The following is a 13,946-nucleotide window of genomic DNA, read 5'->3' as shown; positions in this document are numbered from 1 at the left end:
CCTGTGTCTCGACGTTGAATTAGTGGAATTGTCGGGGGATTCAGGCGTCCGTGGGTCAGGCCACCGAATAGGTAACGGTCCCCTGATAGAGATCGGCCACCGCGGACTCGGGCACGTGAACGTCCAGGGCTGGATTCCACGAGACGAAGTTGTTTCCGAAGCCGTCAGGATGGCTGAAGGCGACGCGGGGAGCGTCGAGGCTGCCTGGGGATCCTGGAAAGAAGGGGCCGTTGAAGGCGTGGATCGGCGGGCCGGAGGCGTACCGGACGCGTGAGCCGGAGATGGCGTCGTTCCCGTGGCTGCCGGCGGTGAACTCGCGGCGCAGCGAGACGATGGCGGTCCACTGGGCGTAGGGGGCGGAACGCTCGTCCGCGACCTCCACTTCGCCGAGCCGGCCCCGGGCGGTGCCGCCGGGAACCGTGCAGGGCAGGGTGGCCCTGGAGGGAACGGAGACGGTGAGCCCGCCGGTGGGTCCCACCTCGAAGAAGACGTCTGTGTCGCCCCTGTCCCCGTACCCGCTGTCCCCGGACTCCTCGCTGCCGCTGTAGTCGTCTCTGTCTCTGTCTCCGGTTCCCTCGGCGTGGACCGGAGCGGCTGCGACCGCCGCGTATCCCAGGGTGACGCAGAGTCCGGCCAGGACGACAGCGCGCCGGATCGGTGCCCGCATACCGTCGATAAGCGTCATGAAGTGACGGTATGTCAGATGCTGTGGGTCTTCATCTCGTGATGCGCCGCTTGGGCGACGTACACGGCAAGGCCGCCGTCGCGGCGTTCGCGGCGGCGGCCTTGCGCGGACCGGCGTGTGTGGCTGGTTGTTTCCTAGGCCACGGAGTGGGTGAAGGTGCCGGTGTAGGTGCCTGCGACGGCGGCGGCGGGGACGGCGACGTCGAGGGTGGGATTCCAGGTGACGCTGTTGTCGCCGGAGCCGGTGGTTTTGCTGTAGGCGGTGCGGGGGTTGGCGAGGGTTCCGGGGGTTCCGGCGGTGAAGGGTCCGTTGGTCTGGGCGACGGGGGCGCCGGGTGTGTACGTCACGGCGCCGCCGGAGATGGGGGAGCCTCCGGTAGTGGTGAAGTCCTGACTGAGGCTGACGGTGGAGGCCCAACTGGCGTCGGCGAGGGAGCGCTGGTCGTCGACGGTGACGTTGCCGAGCTGTCCGGTGGCGGTGCCGCCGGGGGCGACGCTGCTGAGGGTGGCGGTGTCCGGGACGGTGATGGTCAGGCCATCGGTGGGGCTGACCTCGAACGTGACGACCGCGCCACCCTGGCTCGGAGAGGCAGCGGCTCCTCCGGGACTGAGTCCGACAGGCACCTGGGTGGGACTGGCGGTGTCCGTCGCGGTGTCGATCACCGACACGTTGTTGTCGCCGTGGTTGGGCACATAGACCTTCTGGTCGTTCTTCGTCGCCACGGCGTCCTGGGGGTCGTCGCCGATGTTGGTGGTGATGGTGGTGGCGACGGTGTCCGTGCTGGTGTCGATCACGGACACGCTGTCGGAACCGGGGTTGGCGACGTAGACCTTCGAACCGTTGGACAGGATGTCCAGACCGTTCGGCCCGGTGCCCACTGTGATGGGAGAGCCAGTCACGGTGTCGGTGGCGGTGTCGATCACCGAGACGGTGCCCGAGGTGGAGTTCGTGACGTACGCCTTGGCCCCGTTGGGCGCGAACACCACGTCGGAAGGGTTGGTGCCCACGGTGATGGTGGTGCTCACGGTGTCGGCGGCGGTGTCGATCACCGCCACGGTGTTGTTGCCGACGTTGACGACGTAGGCGGTGTCTCCGTCGGGGGAGATCGCCACGGACAGCGGCTGTCCGGCGACACTGATCGTGCTGGACACGGTGTCGGTGGCGGTGTTGATCACCGAGACCTCGTTTGAACCGGTGTCGGTGACGTAGGCCTTCGTGCCATCAGGCGTGACGGCGATGCCGCGGGGGTTAACGCCGACTCCGATGGTGGCGGTGACGGTCCTGTCGGCCGTGTCGATCACCGACACGTTGTTGCCACTCCCATTGCTCACATACGCCTTGGTGCCGTTCGGGAGCATGGCGATCGCTGTGGGGCCGGCGCCCACAGTGATGGGAGTGCCGACGACGGTGTCGGTGGACGTATCGATCACCGAGACGTTGTTGTCGTCGTGGTTCGCCACGTAGAGGAAGTCCGAGGGCGCGGCGTTCGCCGGCGCGGCGGGGAAGAGGGAGAACGAGGCGAGCGCCGTAAGGGCGATGGTGGCGGCCCGCTTACGGGACCACCATGAGCTCTTTCCGGAATTACCAGTGCCGTGATTTCCAGAGGGGCATCTGACTTGACGAGCCCGAAGACCGAACACGGGACCTCCGCATCCTTGGTGATGACCCCGATTCATGACGGGGTGCAGAAATTATCTGTGTGACTCGGGGGAACTATAAATGACGCAATTGTGCACATGTTTGATGTGTTGCGTTTTATACCTCAATGCCGAATCGATAATCAAAGAGAATTATCCACTTACCCCTTTGACGGGTATCCGGTCGCGGCGGGATGACGCGGCGCCCGGAACATGCATTCATGGAGGTATGAGCGCGAGCCCGGGGCTCACCCCGTTCGTCGAGCAGTACACCGTCCTGCTCACCAGCTACAAACGGGACGGCACCGGCGTCGGTACTCCCGTCAGCATCGTCGTCGAGGGCGACCACGCATACGTCCGCACCTACGCCAAGGCCTGGAAGGCGCGGCGGATGCGGAACAACCCGGAAATCGAGCTGGCGCCGTGCACACTGCGCGGCAGGCCGACCGGCCCCACGATCAAGGCGCGGGCGCGACTGCTCGAGCACGGCAGTGAGGAGAGCAAGCACGCGGCGAAGCTGCTCACGCGCAAGTACCCGTTCATGCACGGTGCGCTCGTGCCGTTCGCGCACAAGGTGAAGCGGGACCGGACGCTGCATTACGAGGTACGCCCGCTCGGCGGATGACCGGTCGGGAGACAGAGCGGCAGGGCGGTCGGCCGGAAAGGCTGACCCCGCACACCGCGCACGGCGCGGTATGGCCGTCAGCCGCGCCGCAGCAGACGCTTCACGCCGAGGACAAGTGCGCCGACGCCGACGATGCCGATCAGTCCGTACGTGAGGGTGCTCTTGTCCCCGTCATCGCCGACGGCCGGACTCCCACCCCTGGACGGTGACTTGCTGTCCCCGCCCGAGTCGGATTCCTTGCCGGTCGCGACCCGCTCCACCCCGCTCTGTTCCCCCTCCGAGCCGAACAGCAGCGCTTTCCCGTCCAGCGTGTACGTGACCGACTCTGCCTGCCCCTGCAGCGGCGCGCTCACCCGGTGGTCCGCGCCGAGCTTGCCGTTCTTCCATTCGTATCCGCGCGCGCTGAAGTACGAGCGCAGCACCAGTTCCTTGCCGTCGGGCGAGAAGGCCCCGTCCGTCACCCATGGCACCTCACCGATCCGCCGGAAGACATTGGTCCCGGAGGCGGTGAGCGTGGCGGGGCCCTCGTACAGTCCGCCGCCGTCCTCGTTCTTCGACGCGATGTAGACCCGGCCGGTCCTGGGGTGGACCATCAGCGCCTCGGCATTGCGCGCGCCGTCCGCGTACTTCACCGTGAACTGTGTCGCGCGGACGGTCACGTCCTTGAGGGTCTTCGGCTCCGGGAAGCGGTAGATCCACACGTGGTCCCAGCTGCCGTTGAGGTTGTCGCCGATGTCACCGACGTACACGTTCCCGTCGGGCCCGACCGAGATCGCCTCCATGTCGCGGGGCTTGCCGACCCCTTTCAGCGTGACCGTCGCGACGGTCTCGCCGGTCCTGGAGTCGACGGCGAAGACGCGCGGCTCGTCCTGGTCGTTGTGCGTCCAGTAGATCCCGGGGTACGCGTGACTGGCCGCGAGCCCGCTCGACTCCGTGATCCTCGGGTCCTTGATCGTGAAGCCGGAGTCGTCGGCGGCGGCGGGGCCCGCGGCGAGCAGGACGACGGCGGCAGCGGCAGCGACGGCGGAACCGGTGACGTACGGAAGCGAACGCATGCCCCCAGCCTGCCATCTCGCGTCGACGCGATCAGCCCGCGCCGCCGACGACGTCGCCCTTGCCGCGGTCGCCCCTGCCACCGTGTCCGGCCTCACATCGCAGGTGCGTGGCTTGATCCGCCATGATGACCCCCATGCGTTTCATGTTCGTCGGCGACTCCATGACCATCGGACGCGCCGGCGACTACAGCTGGCGCTACCGCATGTGGCAGCACCTTGCCGCGTCCTTCGAGGGCCCTTACGAGATCGTCGGCCCCCGCACCGCGCTGTACGACACGGCGACCAACACGCCGGTGTCGCACACCTACGCGGACCCGGCCTTCCCCTCCGAGGCCCGCCGCCACCTGTCCGGCTGGGGCGAGGGCTGGCTCCACATGGCCCCCGTCATCCGCGGGACGGTGACCGCGGAACAGGCGGACGTCCTGCTCGTCTCGCTCGGCCTGATAGACCTCGGCTTCTACACGGACAGCACCCAAACCGCCGTGAACGCCCGCCGGTTCATCACCGAGGCCCGCGCAGCCAACCCCCGTGTCCGGATGATCCTGTTGCCGGTCATCCCCAACATACGGGCCCGCTCGGACGCCCCCTTCGCGGCGGAGTGCGACCGCTTCAACGAGCTCCTGGCAAAGGCGGTCGCCGACCTGGACTCGCCGACCTCGCCGATCCTGCTGGCGTCGCCGCCGGATTCGTACGCCATCGACACGGACACGTACGACGGGACGCACCCGGGCCCGACGGGCGAACACAAGCTGGCGGCGGCCTTCGCGGAGGCGATGCACCAGGCGTGGGGGCTCGGCGGGCGGTACGGGGCATCGGCGGCGCCGTCAAGCCGGCGTACCGCCCACCGTCACTACCTTGATCGCGACGTGGAAGCCGTCGACGCCGCGGACGGCGCGGTCATGGCCGGCCCGTAACCGCCGCCACTCGGTTCCGCCGCCCGGGCCGTCCTCATCGGGACCGTCAGGCGTACGCCGCCCACCGGGTGATCGCGAACTTGGACCCGTCGCGACGGACCTCCACCGCGCCCGCTCCCCCGAAGTGCGCCGGGACCACCAACTCCCTTTCATCCGCCGCGCGTTCGAGGACCCTCCTCCTGCTCGCCGCCGCGCGCTCCGCGTCTTCGTCGAAGCAGCTGTTGCAGGTCGGTTCGAGGATCTGCACCGGGCTGTGCAGCAGATCGCCGATGAACACCGCCCGGTCGCTCCCGGACGCCAGCCTCAGCACTGCCGAGCCCGGCGTATGGCCGTGCGCGGACTCGAGCGTGAGGTTGGCGTCGATGCGGTGGGTGCCCTCCCACAGCACCGCCTGGCCGGAGCGGTGCACCGGCTCGATGCTGTCGGCGAACACCAGCCGTTCGATCTCCCGGCGCCCGGGACCACTTCCGGGGCCGTCCGGGCCGAAGTGAGCGTAGTCGGCCGCCGGAATCAGGTAGCCGGCGTTCGGGAAGGCGGGCACCCACTCGCCGTCCTGATCGACGGTGTTCCAGCCGACGTGATCCGCGTGGATGTGCGTGTTGATCACGACGTCGACCTCCTCCGGCCGCACTCCGGCCCGGTCCAGCCGGCTCAGGAAGCCCGTCTTCAGGTTGTCGAACGGCGGGGCGCCGGGCCGCTGCCGGCCGTTGCCGACCCCCGTGTCGACCAGGACCGTCATCCCCTCGCTGCGCAGCACCCAGGTCTGCACCGTGGCGACGAAGCTGTCACTGTCCGGCTCCCAGAACTCCGGCGCCATCCACTCCTTGTTGTCGCTCCAGACTTCCCCCGGGCAGTCCGGGACTATCTCCCGGGCGGGACCGAACGGCCCCTGCAACTCCCTGACCCTGATGACCTCGACGTCACCCATCATGATGCGGTCCACGGTCGCCACCTCTCATCGGCTGCTCTGTCCCGGTCGAGCCTAGGAAGGGCGCGATGAGCGGCTCAATGCCTGTGCCGCTCAATCGGATACGCGCACGACTCAGCGGTGGTGCGTATCGCTACGCTGGCGCGATGGATGTCGTCAGTGACGCGATCTCGGCCGTCCGCGTCGGGCGCCCCTCGTCCAACCGGGTACGGGTGGCCGGGACTTGGTGCTCCCGCTTCGACGCGTACGACGGAGCGGGCTTCCACGTCGTACTGGAAGGCAGCTGCTGGCTGCGGCCCGACCGCGGCTCCGCGGTCTCCCTCGGCACGGGCGATGTGGTGCTCCTGCCGCACGGGGCGGGACATGTGCTCGCCGACGCTCCCGCCGACCGGGGCACGATCGAGAAGGCGGTCCCCTTCGGGCTGTGGCTCGACGGGCACGGACTGCGGATGGCCTCGCCCCCGCCGCCGCCCGAGGACGCACCGGCCGTGGCCGAGCTGTTGTGCGGCAAGTACCGGCTCGACCGCAGCAAAACACACCCGCTGATGGCGGAGCTGCCGGACGTCGTCCATCTGCCGAACCGCGTCGGCCGCCACCCGGAACTGCGCGCGGCGATCGACCTGCTCGGCCGGGAGATCGGCGCTCACCGCCCCGGCACGGGTGTGGTCGTCCCCGGGCTGCTCGACCTGCTGCTCGTCTACATGGTGCGGGCCTGGATGACGGACGGCGGAGCCGACGGCGCCGCCGGCTGGCCCGCCGCGCTGAACGACCCGGTGGTGGCGGCCGCCCTGCGGGTCCTGCACGAGGACCCCGCCGGGGCGTGGAGCAACGAACGGCTCGCCGCCCAGGTCGGCGTCTCCCGGGCCACACTGGCGCGCAGATTCACCGCCCTGGTCGGCCGCCCGCCGATGGCCTATCTGGGCTGGTGGCGGCTGACCCGCGCGGCCGCACTGCTGCGCGACACCCAGGAACCGCTCGACACCATCGCCCGCCGGGTCGGCTACAGCTCGCCGTACGCCCTCTCCCATGCCTTCCGCCGGCTGTTCGGCACGACACCGGGCAGGTACCGAACGCACGCGGCGCAGTAGGGCGGCGCCGCACGCGCGCGGCGCCGCACCGGGTCGCTCGTCCGGCCGTCAGAACACGAACGGGCCGGGAGTCTGCGCGGACGTGGCGTTGCAGGTCGCGGTGATGCCGAAGACCACGACCGTCAGTGACGACGCTTCCAGGCTGTCGCCCGCGGCGACCGTCCCGTTGAGGGGACCGGTGGACACGTCGCCCCCGGCGGGGATCGCCGGGTTGGAATTGCCGGTGAACGTCGAGGTGCCGGAGCCGTTGTTGGTCAGCTTCAGGGTCGACTTGACCGAGTTCGCCGAGATGTTGAGCGGGGACTTGATGGCCGAGGTGGACAGGCTGATGGTCGCGGCCGTGCCGTCCTGAGTGGCCGTGAGCGTCGCCGTGCCCGAGCCGAAGAAACCGCAGTCGAAGGAGATGCTGGCCGTGTCCGGCGTCACCGCGTTCGCGGCGGGTGCCATCACGAGCGCGCCTGCGGCCAGTACGCCGGTGCTCACCAATACGCCGAATCCGAGTCTGCCGTGCTTCATGGGGTCCCGCCTTCGTGTGGGGGTGTACGGGATGCCGTCGCCGGCTGCCGTTACGCGCCGCCTGGGGCCGGGGTGTGCTCCGGGCCTGATGGGCAGTCAGTGACTGTCGTCATTGCGGCATGTGCACCTCAAGAAAGCAAGGCCGGTCCCATGAACTCCGACCGGCAGCGGCCAAATCCGGCCGCGGCATCGTCACCCCCCGTACAGACAAGCGGTCTCCAACTGCCTTGACAGAAAAGGCCTGTTGTAGACCGGCCGCCGGAACTACGCTGACGCGATCACAGCGCCCACAGGAAGGCTCCACACCATGCGCAAACTCATCCGCATCGCCGCGGTCGCCGGCGCCGCCACGGCGATCGCCCTCGGCAACGTCTCCAGCGCCCAGGCCGCGAGCACCTGGTACGCCTACGCGCACACCTCCGGCACCGCGTACGGCACGTTCACGGACGACGGTGACACGTTCAGAGCCTGCGACACCAAGTCGGACGGCCTGGGCGTCTGGCTGAAGATCACCGCCACCTGGTACGCGGGCCCCAACGACGTGCCGTACACCGGCAGCTTCGAGAGGTACTTCACCCCGAATGCCGGCAACTGCTCCACCTACAAGCACGGCGACCTCGTCGAGGACCGCACGGTCAAGCTGACCGTCTGCCTCGGCAACACCGTCAACGGCTCCACCAGCCGCTTCGACTGCGGCTCGACCATCACCGCCAAGTCCTGACACTTCCCGGCCACGCTCCGAGTCGAGCCGTGCGGTCGCGCGAGCCGCGGCCGCACGGCCACGCCGCCCGTACGCGGACCGTGATCCTGCTGCCACCATCGTGAGGCTCCCTCGGCCGACCGACCGGACCGTTCCCTCACCATGCGCCACGGGCCGCCGCGCCCGCAGGGCCGGGGCCGCCGAACGGGTGACCCGCGGCGGCCCCGCCACTACGCCCGCGTCAGCCGGTTCGCGAACGTCGACATCGTGTAGGTCCCGATGCCCATGACGACCTCCAGCGCGTTCTGCTCCGTATAGCCGTGCGCGAGGAACGCCCGCAACTCCTCGTCACCCACGCCGCCTGCCGTACGCAGCACCTCCAGCGCGAACTGCCGTACCGCTTCCAGTCGTTCGTCGCCGAGCGGCTTCCGCTCGCGCAGTGCGGCGATCAACTCCCCCTCCGCGCCCAGCGAACGCAGCTTGCCGGTGTGCATGGCGACGCATACATGACACTCATTGCGCGTCGCGACCGTCATGACGACCACCTCGCGCGCGACCGGCTCCAGGGTCGTCCGCTCGAACAGGGCGCTGAGCTTCAGAAAGCCGTCCAGCAGATGCGGTGACGCGGCGAGCTTGGCGACCGCGGGCGGCAGATGGCCGAGGTGCTCGATGGTCGACTCCATGGAGTTGCGCGACGCGGCCGGAGCCGATTCCAGGGTGTGTTCGGTAAACAAGCGGTGGCTCCTATAATCGACAACATGGTTGACGATAAAAAGGTAAACCAGGTTGTCGAAATGCGCAACGGCTCCGAGCACGTGCCGGGTTACGAGCTGCCCCTGCTCCTCTTCGCCGGGTTCCGCTCGCTCATCGACCGGCTGCACGCCGAGCTGGCCGAGCAGGGCCACCCGGACGTCCGGCCCGCGCACGGCTTCGCGATGCAGGCGATCGGCGCGAGCGGCGCGACCGCGAGCGAGATCGGACGGCGGCTCGGCGTCTCCAAGCAGGCGGCCGGCAAGACGGTCGACCGGCTCGTGGCCCTGGGCTATGCCGTACGCGCCGACGACCCCGCCGACGCCCGCCGCAAGCTCGTGCGCCTCACCCCGCACGGCATCGACGCGCTGACCCGCTCGGCGGCGGTCTTCGACGAACTGCGTGCGGACTGGGCCCGCACGCTGGGCGCGCGGCGCGTGGCCGATATGGAGGAATCGCTGCGCATGGTGGTCCCGGCGGAGGCGTTCCGGCTCGACGCGGCGGGCTGGTTCGGCGGCGCGTGACGCCTTCTTGCCACCGCCGTGCCCCGGTCACCGTGCGTATCGTTGTACGAGGCGACTGCATGCGGCCACGCAGCAGTGGGGAGGAGTGCCACAGTGAGCGTTCTTGACGACAGGATCACGATGGCAGACAACATCAACGAGCAGATCTTGGACGAGATGTTCGCGCAGATGTCAGTCCCCGAGGGCTACAAGGCCGAGATTGTCGAGGGGGCCATCTACATGTCGCCGCAACGGGACACTCACTGGGAGATCATCCTGGACATTGTCGAACAGCTGCGGTCCAAGTACCCGAGGGAGCGCCTGAAGTCCGACGTCCGCATCGACTACCCCGGCCACCTCAACGGGTTCGCGACGGACGTGACGTTGTTGGCCGAGGGTGCCGTCAAGACCCAGTCGGGCAACTGGCGGTACGAGGACGTCCGGTTCGTGGCGGAGGTCATCTCCAGGAGCACCGGTGCCAACGACTACGGGCCGAAGCTGGCCGCGTACGCCGCAGCCGAGGTCCCCGTCTATCTGATCGCCGACCCGTACACCGGCAAGTGCCACGTCCACACCCAGCCCAAGGAGGGGAGCTACATCAGCGAGCTGACCGTCGACTTCGGCGCATCGCTCGACCTCACCGGCACGCCCCTCGGGCTCACCCTCACCACCGGCGAGTTCCCCCGCGACTGACCCCGACGCACCGGCTCGTACCCTTGATTCGAGCGCGCTCCAAGGCGTTGGCTGGCACCATGAAGTACACGCAGCTCGGACGCACCGGACTCAAGGTCAGCCGACTCGTCCTCGGGACGATGAACTTCGGGCCTCAGACCGACGAGGCCGGCAGCCACACGATCATGGACGCCGCGCTCGGCGCAGGCATCAACCTCTTCGACACCGCCAATGTCTACGGCTGGGGCGAGAACAAGGGCCGCACCGAGGAGATCATCGGCAGCTGGTTCGCCAAGGGCGGCGACCGTCGCGACAAGGTCGTCCTCGCCACCAAGGTCTACGCGAACATGGGCTCCGACGGCGAGGCCTGGCCCAACCACGACCGGCTCTCCGCACTCAACATCCGCCGCGCGGTCGAGGCGAGCCTCAAGCGGCTCCGGACCGACCACATCGACCTCTACCAGTTCCATCACGTCGACCGCCATACGCCGGTCGAGGAGATCTGGCAGGCGATCGACACCCTGATCCAGCAGGGCAAAATCCTTTACGCGGGCTCGTCCAACTTCCCCGGCTGGAAGATCGCCCAGGCCAATGAGACGGCCCGCCGCCTCGGCCTGTACGGGCTGGTCAGCGAGCAGTGCCTGTACAACCTCGCCGAGCGCCGCGCCGAGATGGAGGTCATCCCGGCGGCGCAGGAGTACGGCCTCGGGGTCATCCCCTGGTCGCCGCTGCACGGCGGGCTGCTCGGCGGTGTGATCCGGAAGGAGCGTGAGGGCGGAGCGGCTCGCAGCACCTCCGGGCGCTCGGCGGACGCGCTCGCCAACACCGAGGTGCGTGCGCAGATCCAGGCGTACGAGGACCTGCTCGACAAGCACGGACTGGAACCCGGCGAGGTGGCGCTGGCCTGGCTGCTCAGCCGTCCGGGAGTCACCGGGCCCATCGTCGGCCCGCGCACGGCGGACCAGCTGGCCTCCGCGCTGCGCGCCGTAGAGCTGGAGCTCGGCGAAGAGGTGCTGTCCGCGCTGGACGAGATCTTCCCGGGGCCGGGTCCTTCACCGGAGGCCTTCGCCTGGTGACGGGCCCGCGGTCGGTCGGGGCCGAGGGGCACAGGCCTGGTCGGTCAGGGCTCGGGGCTACTGACCGACCAGGGCCGACACTGCGATGATCGCGAACATCAGCACAAGCACACCGGCCATGATCTGATTTCTGGTCTTGGGGTTCACGGAATGAGGTTAACTCGCCCGTTCGAGTGGACTTGACCCCGTCCCGTCGCCCAGCGGCCAGCTGCCCACCGTCTCGTACCGCGGCTGCTCGCCCGGTACGCCGCTGACCGGCAGATTGCTGCGTACGAGTGAGAGCTCGGCCACCTCCCAGGGCGTGCCCTCGAAGGCCTCCAGCGCCTCGACGTACGGGCGCAGATCGGCCTCGTCGCGGCTGCGGGCGATCGTGAGGTGTGCCTGATAGCGGCGGTGTTCCTGCATGCTGACCCCGGCCCGGCGCGCCGCGGCGTCGGTGCGTTCCGCGAGGAGGCGCATCTCCTCCAGGCCGCCGGCGGCGCCGACCCACAGGGCCCGCTGTCCGAACCGCCCGCCGCCGTGAAGACGCAGGGCGAAGGGGTGGGTCCTGCGGGCGGCCCGCCCGAGCCGCTCGTGCAGCTCGGGCAGCAGCCCGTCCTCGACCTCGCCCATGAAGGCGAGCGTGAAGTGCCAGCCGGCCCGGCCGGTCCAGCGCAGCCCGTCCGAGCCGGGCAGGGACCTCAACCGGTCGACGGCGAGAGCGAGTTCGTCGACTGCCCGGGCCGGCGGCAGTACGGCGGCGAAGAGTCTCATGATCCGAGTCTGTCAGTCCTGACGGATCCGGGGCAGGCCGTCCGACAGGTACCGGTCGGGGCTCCCGACGGGTACCGGTCAGGCCGCCCGACAGGTACCGGTCAGGGCACCTGACAGGCCCCGGTCAGGCCGCCCGGCAGATGCCGGTTGCCGGTCAGGCCGCCGTCGCCAGCTGCTCCCTCGGTACGAACTCCACATGCCGGCGCCCCGGCCGCAGATCTATTTTGAGGCGCAGCCCGCCCACACGGGCGAGCATGACGCCGACTCCGATCGCCGCGACCAGCGCCACCGTGCCGCCCGCCGCGAGGCCGATCCGCGGTCCGTACGTGTCGGTGACCCAGCCGACGAGAGGCGCGCCCAGGGGCGTACCGCCCACGAAGACCATCATGAACAGGCTCATCACCCGGCCTCGCATGGCCGGTTCCGTCGCCATCTGGATGCTGGAGTTGGCCGTGACGTTGACGGTGAGGCCGAACATGCCGATCGGCACCATCAGCAACGCGAAGATCCAGAACCGCGGCGCGAAGGCGCTCACGATCTCCAGTGCCCCGAAGAGCACGGCCGCGCCGACCAGCACCCGCAGCCGCGAGGTGCCGCGCCGGGCGGCAAGCAGCGCGCCCGCCAGGGAACCCGCAGCTATCAGGGTGTTGAGCAGACCGTACGTACTCGCGCCCGAGTGGTAGACGTTGTTGACGAAGGCCGACAGCCAGATCGGGAAGTTGAAACCGAAGGTTCCGATGAAGCCGACGAGGACGATCGGCCAGATGAGCTCGGGCCGGCCCGCGACGTACGTCAGTCCTTCCCGCAGCTGGCCCTTGCCGCGCGGCGCGCGCTCGACCTTGTGCAGCTCGCTGTTGCGCATGAGCAGAAGGCCCGCGATGGGCGCGAGGAAGGACAGACCGTTGAGCAGGAAGGCGAAGCCGCTTCCGACAGCCGTGATCAGCACACCGGCGACCGCGGGGCCGACGAGACGTGCGGACTGGAAGTTCGCGGAGTTCAGGCTGACCGCGTTGCCGAGCTGTTCCGGGCCGACCATCTCGGCGACGAAGGACTGCCGGGCCGGGTTGTCGACGACAGTGATCAGTCCGAGTACGAAGGCCGTGAGATAGACGTGCCACACCTGGACATGGCCGCTGAGCGTAAGCACGGCGAGCACCAGACCGGTCAGGCCCATCGCGATCTGGGTGGCCAGCAGCAGCCGGCGCTTGGGCAGCCGGTCGGCGAGCACTCCGCCGTACAGACCGAAGAGCAGCATGGGCAGGAACTGCAGCGCGATGGTGATACCGACCGCGGACGCGGAGCCGGTCAGGGTCAGGACCAGCCAGTCCTGGGCGATGCGCTGCATCCAGGTGCCGGTGTTGGAGACGACTTGCCCGGTGGCGAAGAGCCGGTAGTTACGGATCTTCAGCGAGCTGAACATGGTTGTAGGAGCTGGTGCGGGTGCGGAGTCTGCTCCGGGTCCCGGACTCAAAAGAGTTCGCCTCCTCTGGCGTGCGGTGATGATGCGGTGATCAAAGATGCGCGAGCTTCTCGAGTACGGGGGCGGCTGCGCGCAGCTTGGCCCACTCGTCATCGTCCAGCCCTTCGGCGAGCGAGGCCAGCCAGGCATTCCGCTTGCGGCGGCTCTCCTCGAGCATGGCTTCCGCCGTCTCGGTCTGGCTGACCACCTTCTGCCGGCGGTCGTCGGGATGCGGCTCGAGCCGGACCAGTCCCTTGGCCTCGAGCAGCGCCACGATCCGGGTCATGGACGGCGGCTGGACATGCTCCTTGCGGGCCAGCTCACCGGGGGTGGCCTGGCCGCAGCGGGCAAGGGTGCCGAGCACCGACATTTCGGTGGGGCTCAGCGATTCGTCGACGCGCTGATGCTTCAGGCGTCGGCCCAGCCGCATCACGGCCGAGCGCAGGGAATTCACGGCGGCGACGTCTGCGTCGCCACCATGGGACAGGTCAGGCATGTTCGTTAGGATAACTCATTACCCAGTCTAAAGACCAGTCGTATCTCCGCGCACGGACACAGGATGTCGACGGGTGTCGACCGGAAGAT

At 68.9% G+C, this 13,946-nt stretch carries 16 protein-coding genes; 7 read left to right on the top strand and 9 right to left on the bottom strand.

Features of this window, described 5'->3' with window-relative positions; translation table 11 throughout:
* Positions 1 to 55 precede the first annotated feature (55 nt).
* Both ACWDZ6_RS15600 and ACWDZ6_RS15595 read right to left on the bottom strand, forming a co-directional pair.
* The gene (locus tag ACWDZ6_RS15600; RefSeq protein WP_451503254.1) at positions 56 to 685 is read right to left on the bottom strand and encodes a hypothetical protein; all 630 of its coding nucleotides are present in this window, start codon (positions 683 to 685) and stop codon (positions 56 to 58) included.
* A gap of 134 nt (positions 686 to 819) precedes the next feature.
* Complete coding sequence (locus ACWDZ6_RS15595; protein WP_451503253.1) at positions 820 to 2,145, bottom strand: beta-propeller fold lactonase family protein; 1,326 nt, start codon at positions 2,143 to 2,145, stop codon at positions 820 to 822.
* A 406-nt stretch (positions 2,146 to 2,551) separates the two neighbouring features.
* Between ACWDZ6_RS15595 and ACWDZ6_RS15590 the strand changes: the two genes are divergently transcribed.
* Positions 2,552 to 2,947 (top strand): PPOX class F420-dependent oxidoreductase, encoded by a 396-nt coding sequence (locus ACWDZ6_RS15590; protein ID WP_451503252.1) that lies wholly within the window; start codon positions 2,552 to 2,554, stop codon positions 2,945 to 2,947.
* A 77-nt stretch (positions 2,948 to 3,024) separates the two neighbouring features.
* On the opposite strand, the gene ACWDZ6_RS15585 is transcribed toward ACWDZ6_RS15590, so the two are convergent.
* On the bottom strand, positions 3,025 to 4,002 hold the full coding sequence (locus ACWDZ6_RS15585; RefSeq protein ID WP_451503251.1) for a WD40 repeat domain-containing protein: 978 nt from the start codon (positions 4,000 to 4,002) through the stop codon (positions 3,025 to 3,027).
* Between the two features lie 134 nt (positions 4,003 to 4,136).
* On the opposite strand from ACWDZ6_RS15585, the gene ACWDZ6_RS15580 reads away from it, so the two are divergent.
* Complete coding sequence (locus ACWDZ6_RS15580) at positions 4,137 to 4,916, top strand: GDSL-type esterase/lipase family protein (protein WP_451503250.1); 780 nt, start codon at positions 4,137 to 4,139, stop codon at positions 4,914 to 4,916.
* A gap of 46 nt (positions 4,917 to 4,962) precedes the next feature.
* On the opposite strand, the gene ACWDZ6_RS15575 is transcribed toward ACWDZ6_RS15580, so the two are convergent.
* Positions 4,963 to 5,847 (bottom strand): MBL fold metallo-hydrolase, encoded by an 885-nt coding sequence (locus ACWDZ6_RS15575; RefSeq protein ID WP_451503310.1) that lies wholly within the window; start codon positions 5,845 to 5,847, stop codon positions 4,963 to 4,965.
* A 143-nt stretch (positions 5,848 to 5,990) separates the two neighbouring features.
* On the opposite strand from ACWDZ6_RS15575, the gene ACWDZ6_RS15570 reads away from it, so the two are divergent.
* Entirely contained in the window at positions 5,991 to 6,932 is a 942-nt protein-coding gene (locus ACWDZ6_RS15570) for an AraC family transcriptional regulator (protein WP_451503249.1), read from the top strand.
* Between the two features lie 48 nt (positions 6,933 to 6,980).
* Here the strand turns inward: ACWDZ6_RS15570 and ACWDZ6_RS15565 are convergent, their stop codons facing one another.
* The gene (locus ACWDZ6_RS15565) at positions 6,981 to 7,448 is read right to left on the bottom strand and encodes a hypothetical protein (protein ID WP_451503248.1); all 468 of its coding nucleotides are present in this window, start codon (positions 7,446 to 7,448) and stop codon (positions 6,981 to 6,983) included.
* Positions 7,449 to 7,755: 307 nt separating this feature from the next.
* Between ACWDZ6_RS15565 and ACWDZ6_RS15560 the strand changes: the two genes are divergently transcribed.
* Positions 7,756 to 8,169: a hypothetical protein gene (locus ACWDZ6_RS15560; RefSeq protein WP_451503247.1), complete on the top strand. Its 414-nt coding sequence runs from the start codon at positions 7,756 to 7,758 to the stop codon at positions 8,167 to 8,169.
* A gap of 209 nt (positions 8,170 to 8,378) precedes the next feature.
* Here the strand turns inward: ACWDZ6_RS15560 and ACWDZ6_RS15555 are convergent, their stop codons facing one another.
* The gene (locus ACWDZ6_RS15555; RefSeq protein WP_451503309.1) at positions 8,379 to 8,831 is read right to left on the bottom strand and encodes a carboxymuconolactone decarboxylase family protein; all 453 of its coding nucleotides are present in this window, start codon (positions 8,829 to 8,831) and stop codon (positions 8,379 to 8,381) included.
* A gap of 75 nt (positions 8,832 to 8,906) precedes the next feature.
* Here ACWDZ6_RS15555 and ACWDZ6_RS15550 point away from each other — a divergent pair, with 75 nt between their 5' ends.
* The 3 genes from ACWDZ6_RS15550 (at position 8,907) to ACWDZ6_RS15540 (ending at position 11,149) form a co-directional block, all read left to right on the top strand.
* On the top strand, positions 8,907 to 9,422 hold the full coding sequence (locus tag ACWDZ6_RS15550) for a MarR family winged helix-turn-helix transcriptional regulator (protein ID WP_451503246.1): 516 nt from the start codon (positions 8,907 to 8,909) through the stop codon (positions 9,420 to 9,422).
* A gap of 93 nt (positions 9,423 to 9,515) precedes the next feature.
* The gene (locus ACWDZ6_RS15545; protein WP_451503245.1) at positions 9,516 to 10,094 is read left to right on the top strand and encodes a Uma2 family endonuclease; all 579 of its coding nucleotides are present in this window, start codon (positions 9,516 to 9,518) and stop codon (positions 10,092 to 10,094) included.
* Positions 10,095 to 10,153: 59 nt separating this feature from the next.
* Positions 10,154 to 11,149, top strand: a complete 996-nt coding sequence (locus ACWDZ6_RS15540; RefSeq protein ID WP_451503244.1) for an aldo/keto reductase — start codon at positions 10,154 to 10,156, stop codon at positions 11,147 to 11,149.
* 156 nt (positions 11,150 to 11,305) lie between these two features.
* Here ACWDZ6_RS15540 and thpR read toward each other — a convergent pair whose 3' ends face one another.
* The 3 genes from thpR to ACWDZ6_RS15525 form a co-directional block, all read right to left on the bottom strand.
* Positions 11,306 to 11,902, bottom strand: coding sequence for an RNA 2',3'-cyclic phosphodiesterase (thpR, locus tag ACWDZ6_RS15535; RefSeq protein ID WP_389181497.1), 597 nt, complete (start codon positions 11,900 to 11,902; stop codon positions 11,306 to 11,308).
* Between the two features lie 154 nt (positions 11,903 to 12,056).
* The gene (locus ACWDZ6_RS15530) at positions 12,057 to 13,373 is read right to left on the bottom strand and encodes an MFS transporter (protein WP_451503243.1); all 1,317 of its coding nucleotides are present in this window, start codon (positions 13,371 to 13,373) and stop codon (positions 12,057 to 12,059) included.
* 40 nt (positions 13,374 to 13,413) lie between these two features.
* Positions 13,414 to 13,857: a MarR family winged helix-turn-helix transcriptional regulator gene (locus ACWDZ6_RS15525; RefSeq protein WP_326650750.1), complete on the bottom strand. Its 444-nt coding sequence runs from the start codon at positions 13,855 to 13,857 to the stop codon at positions 13,414 to 13,416.
* Positions 13,858 to 13,946 lie beyond the last annotated feature (89 nt).

Source organism: Streptomyces sp. NPDC002926 (genome assembly GCF_053591755.1).
Note: the sequence above shows the minus strand (reverse complement) of the source record. Positions and strands in the feature narration are given on the sequence as shown.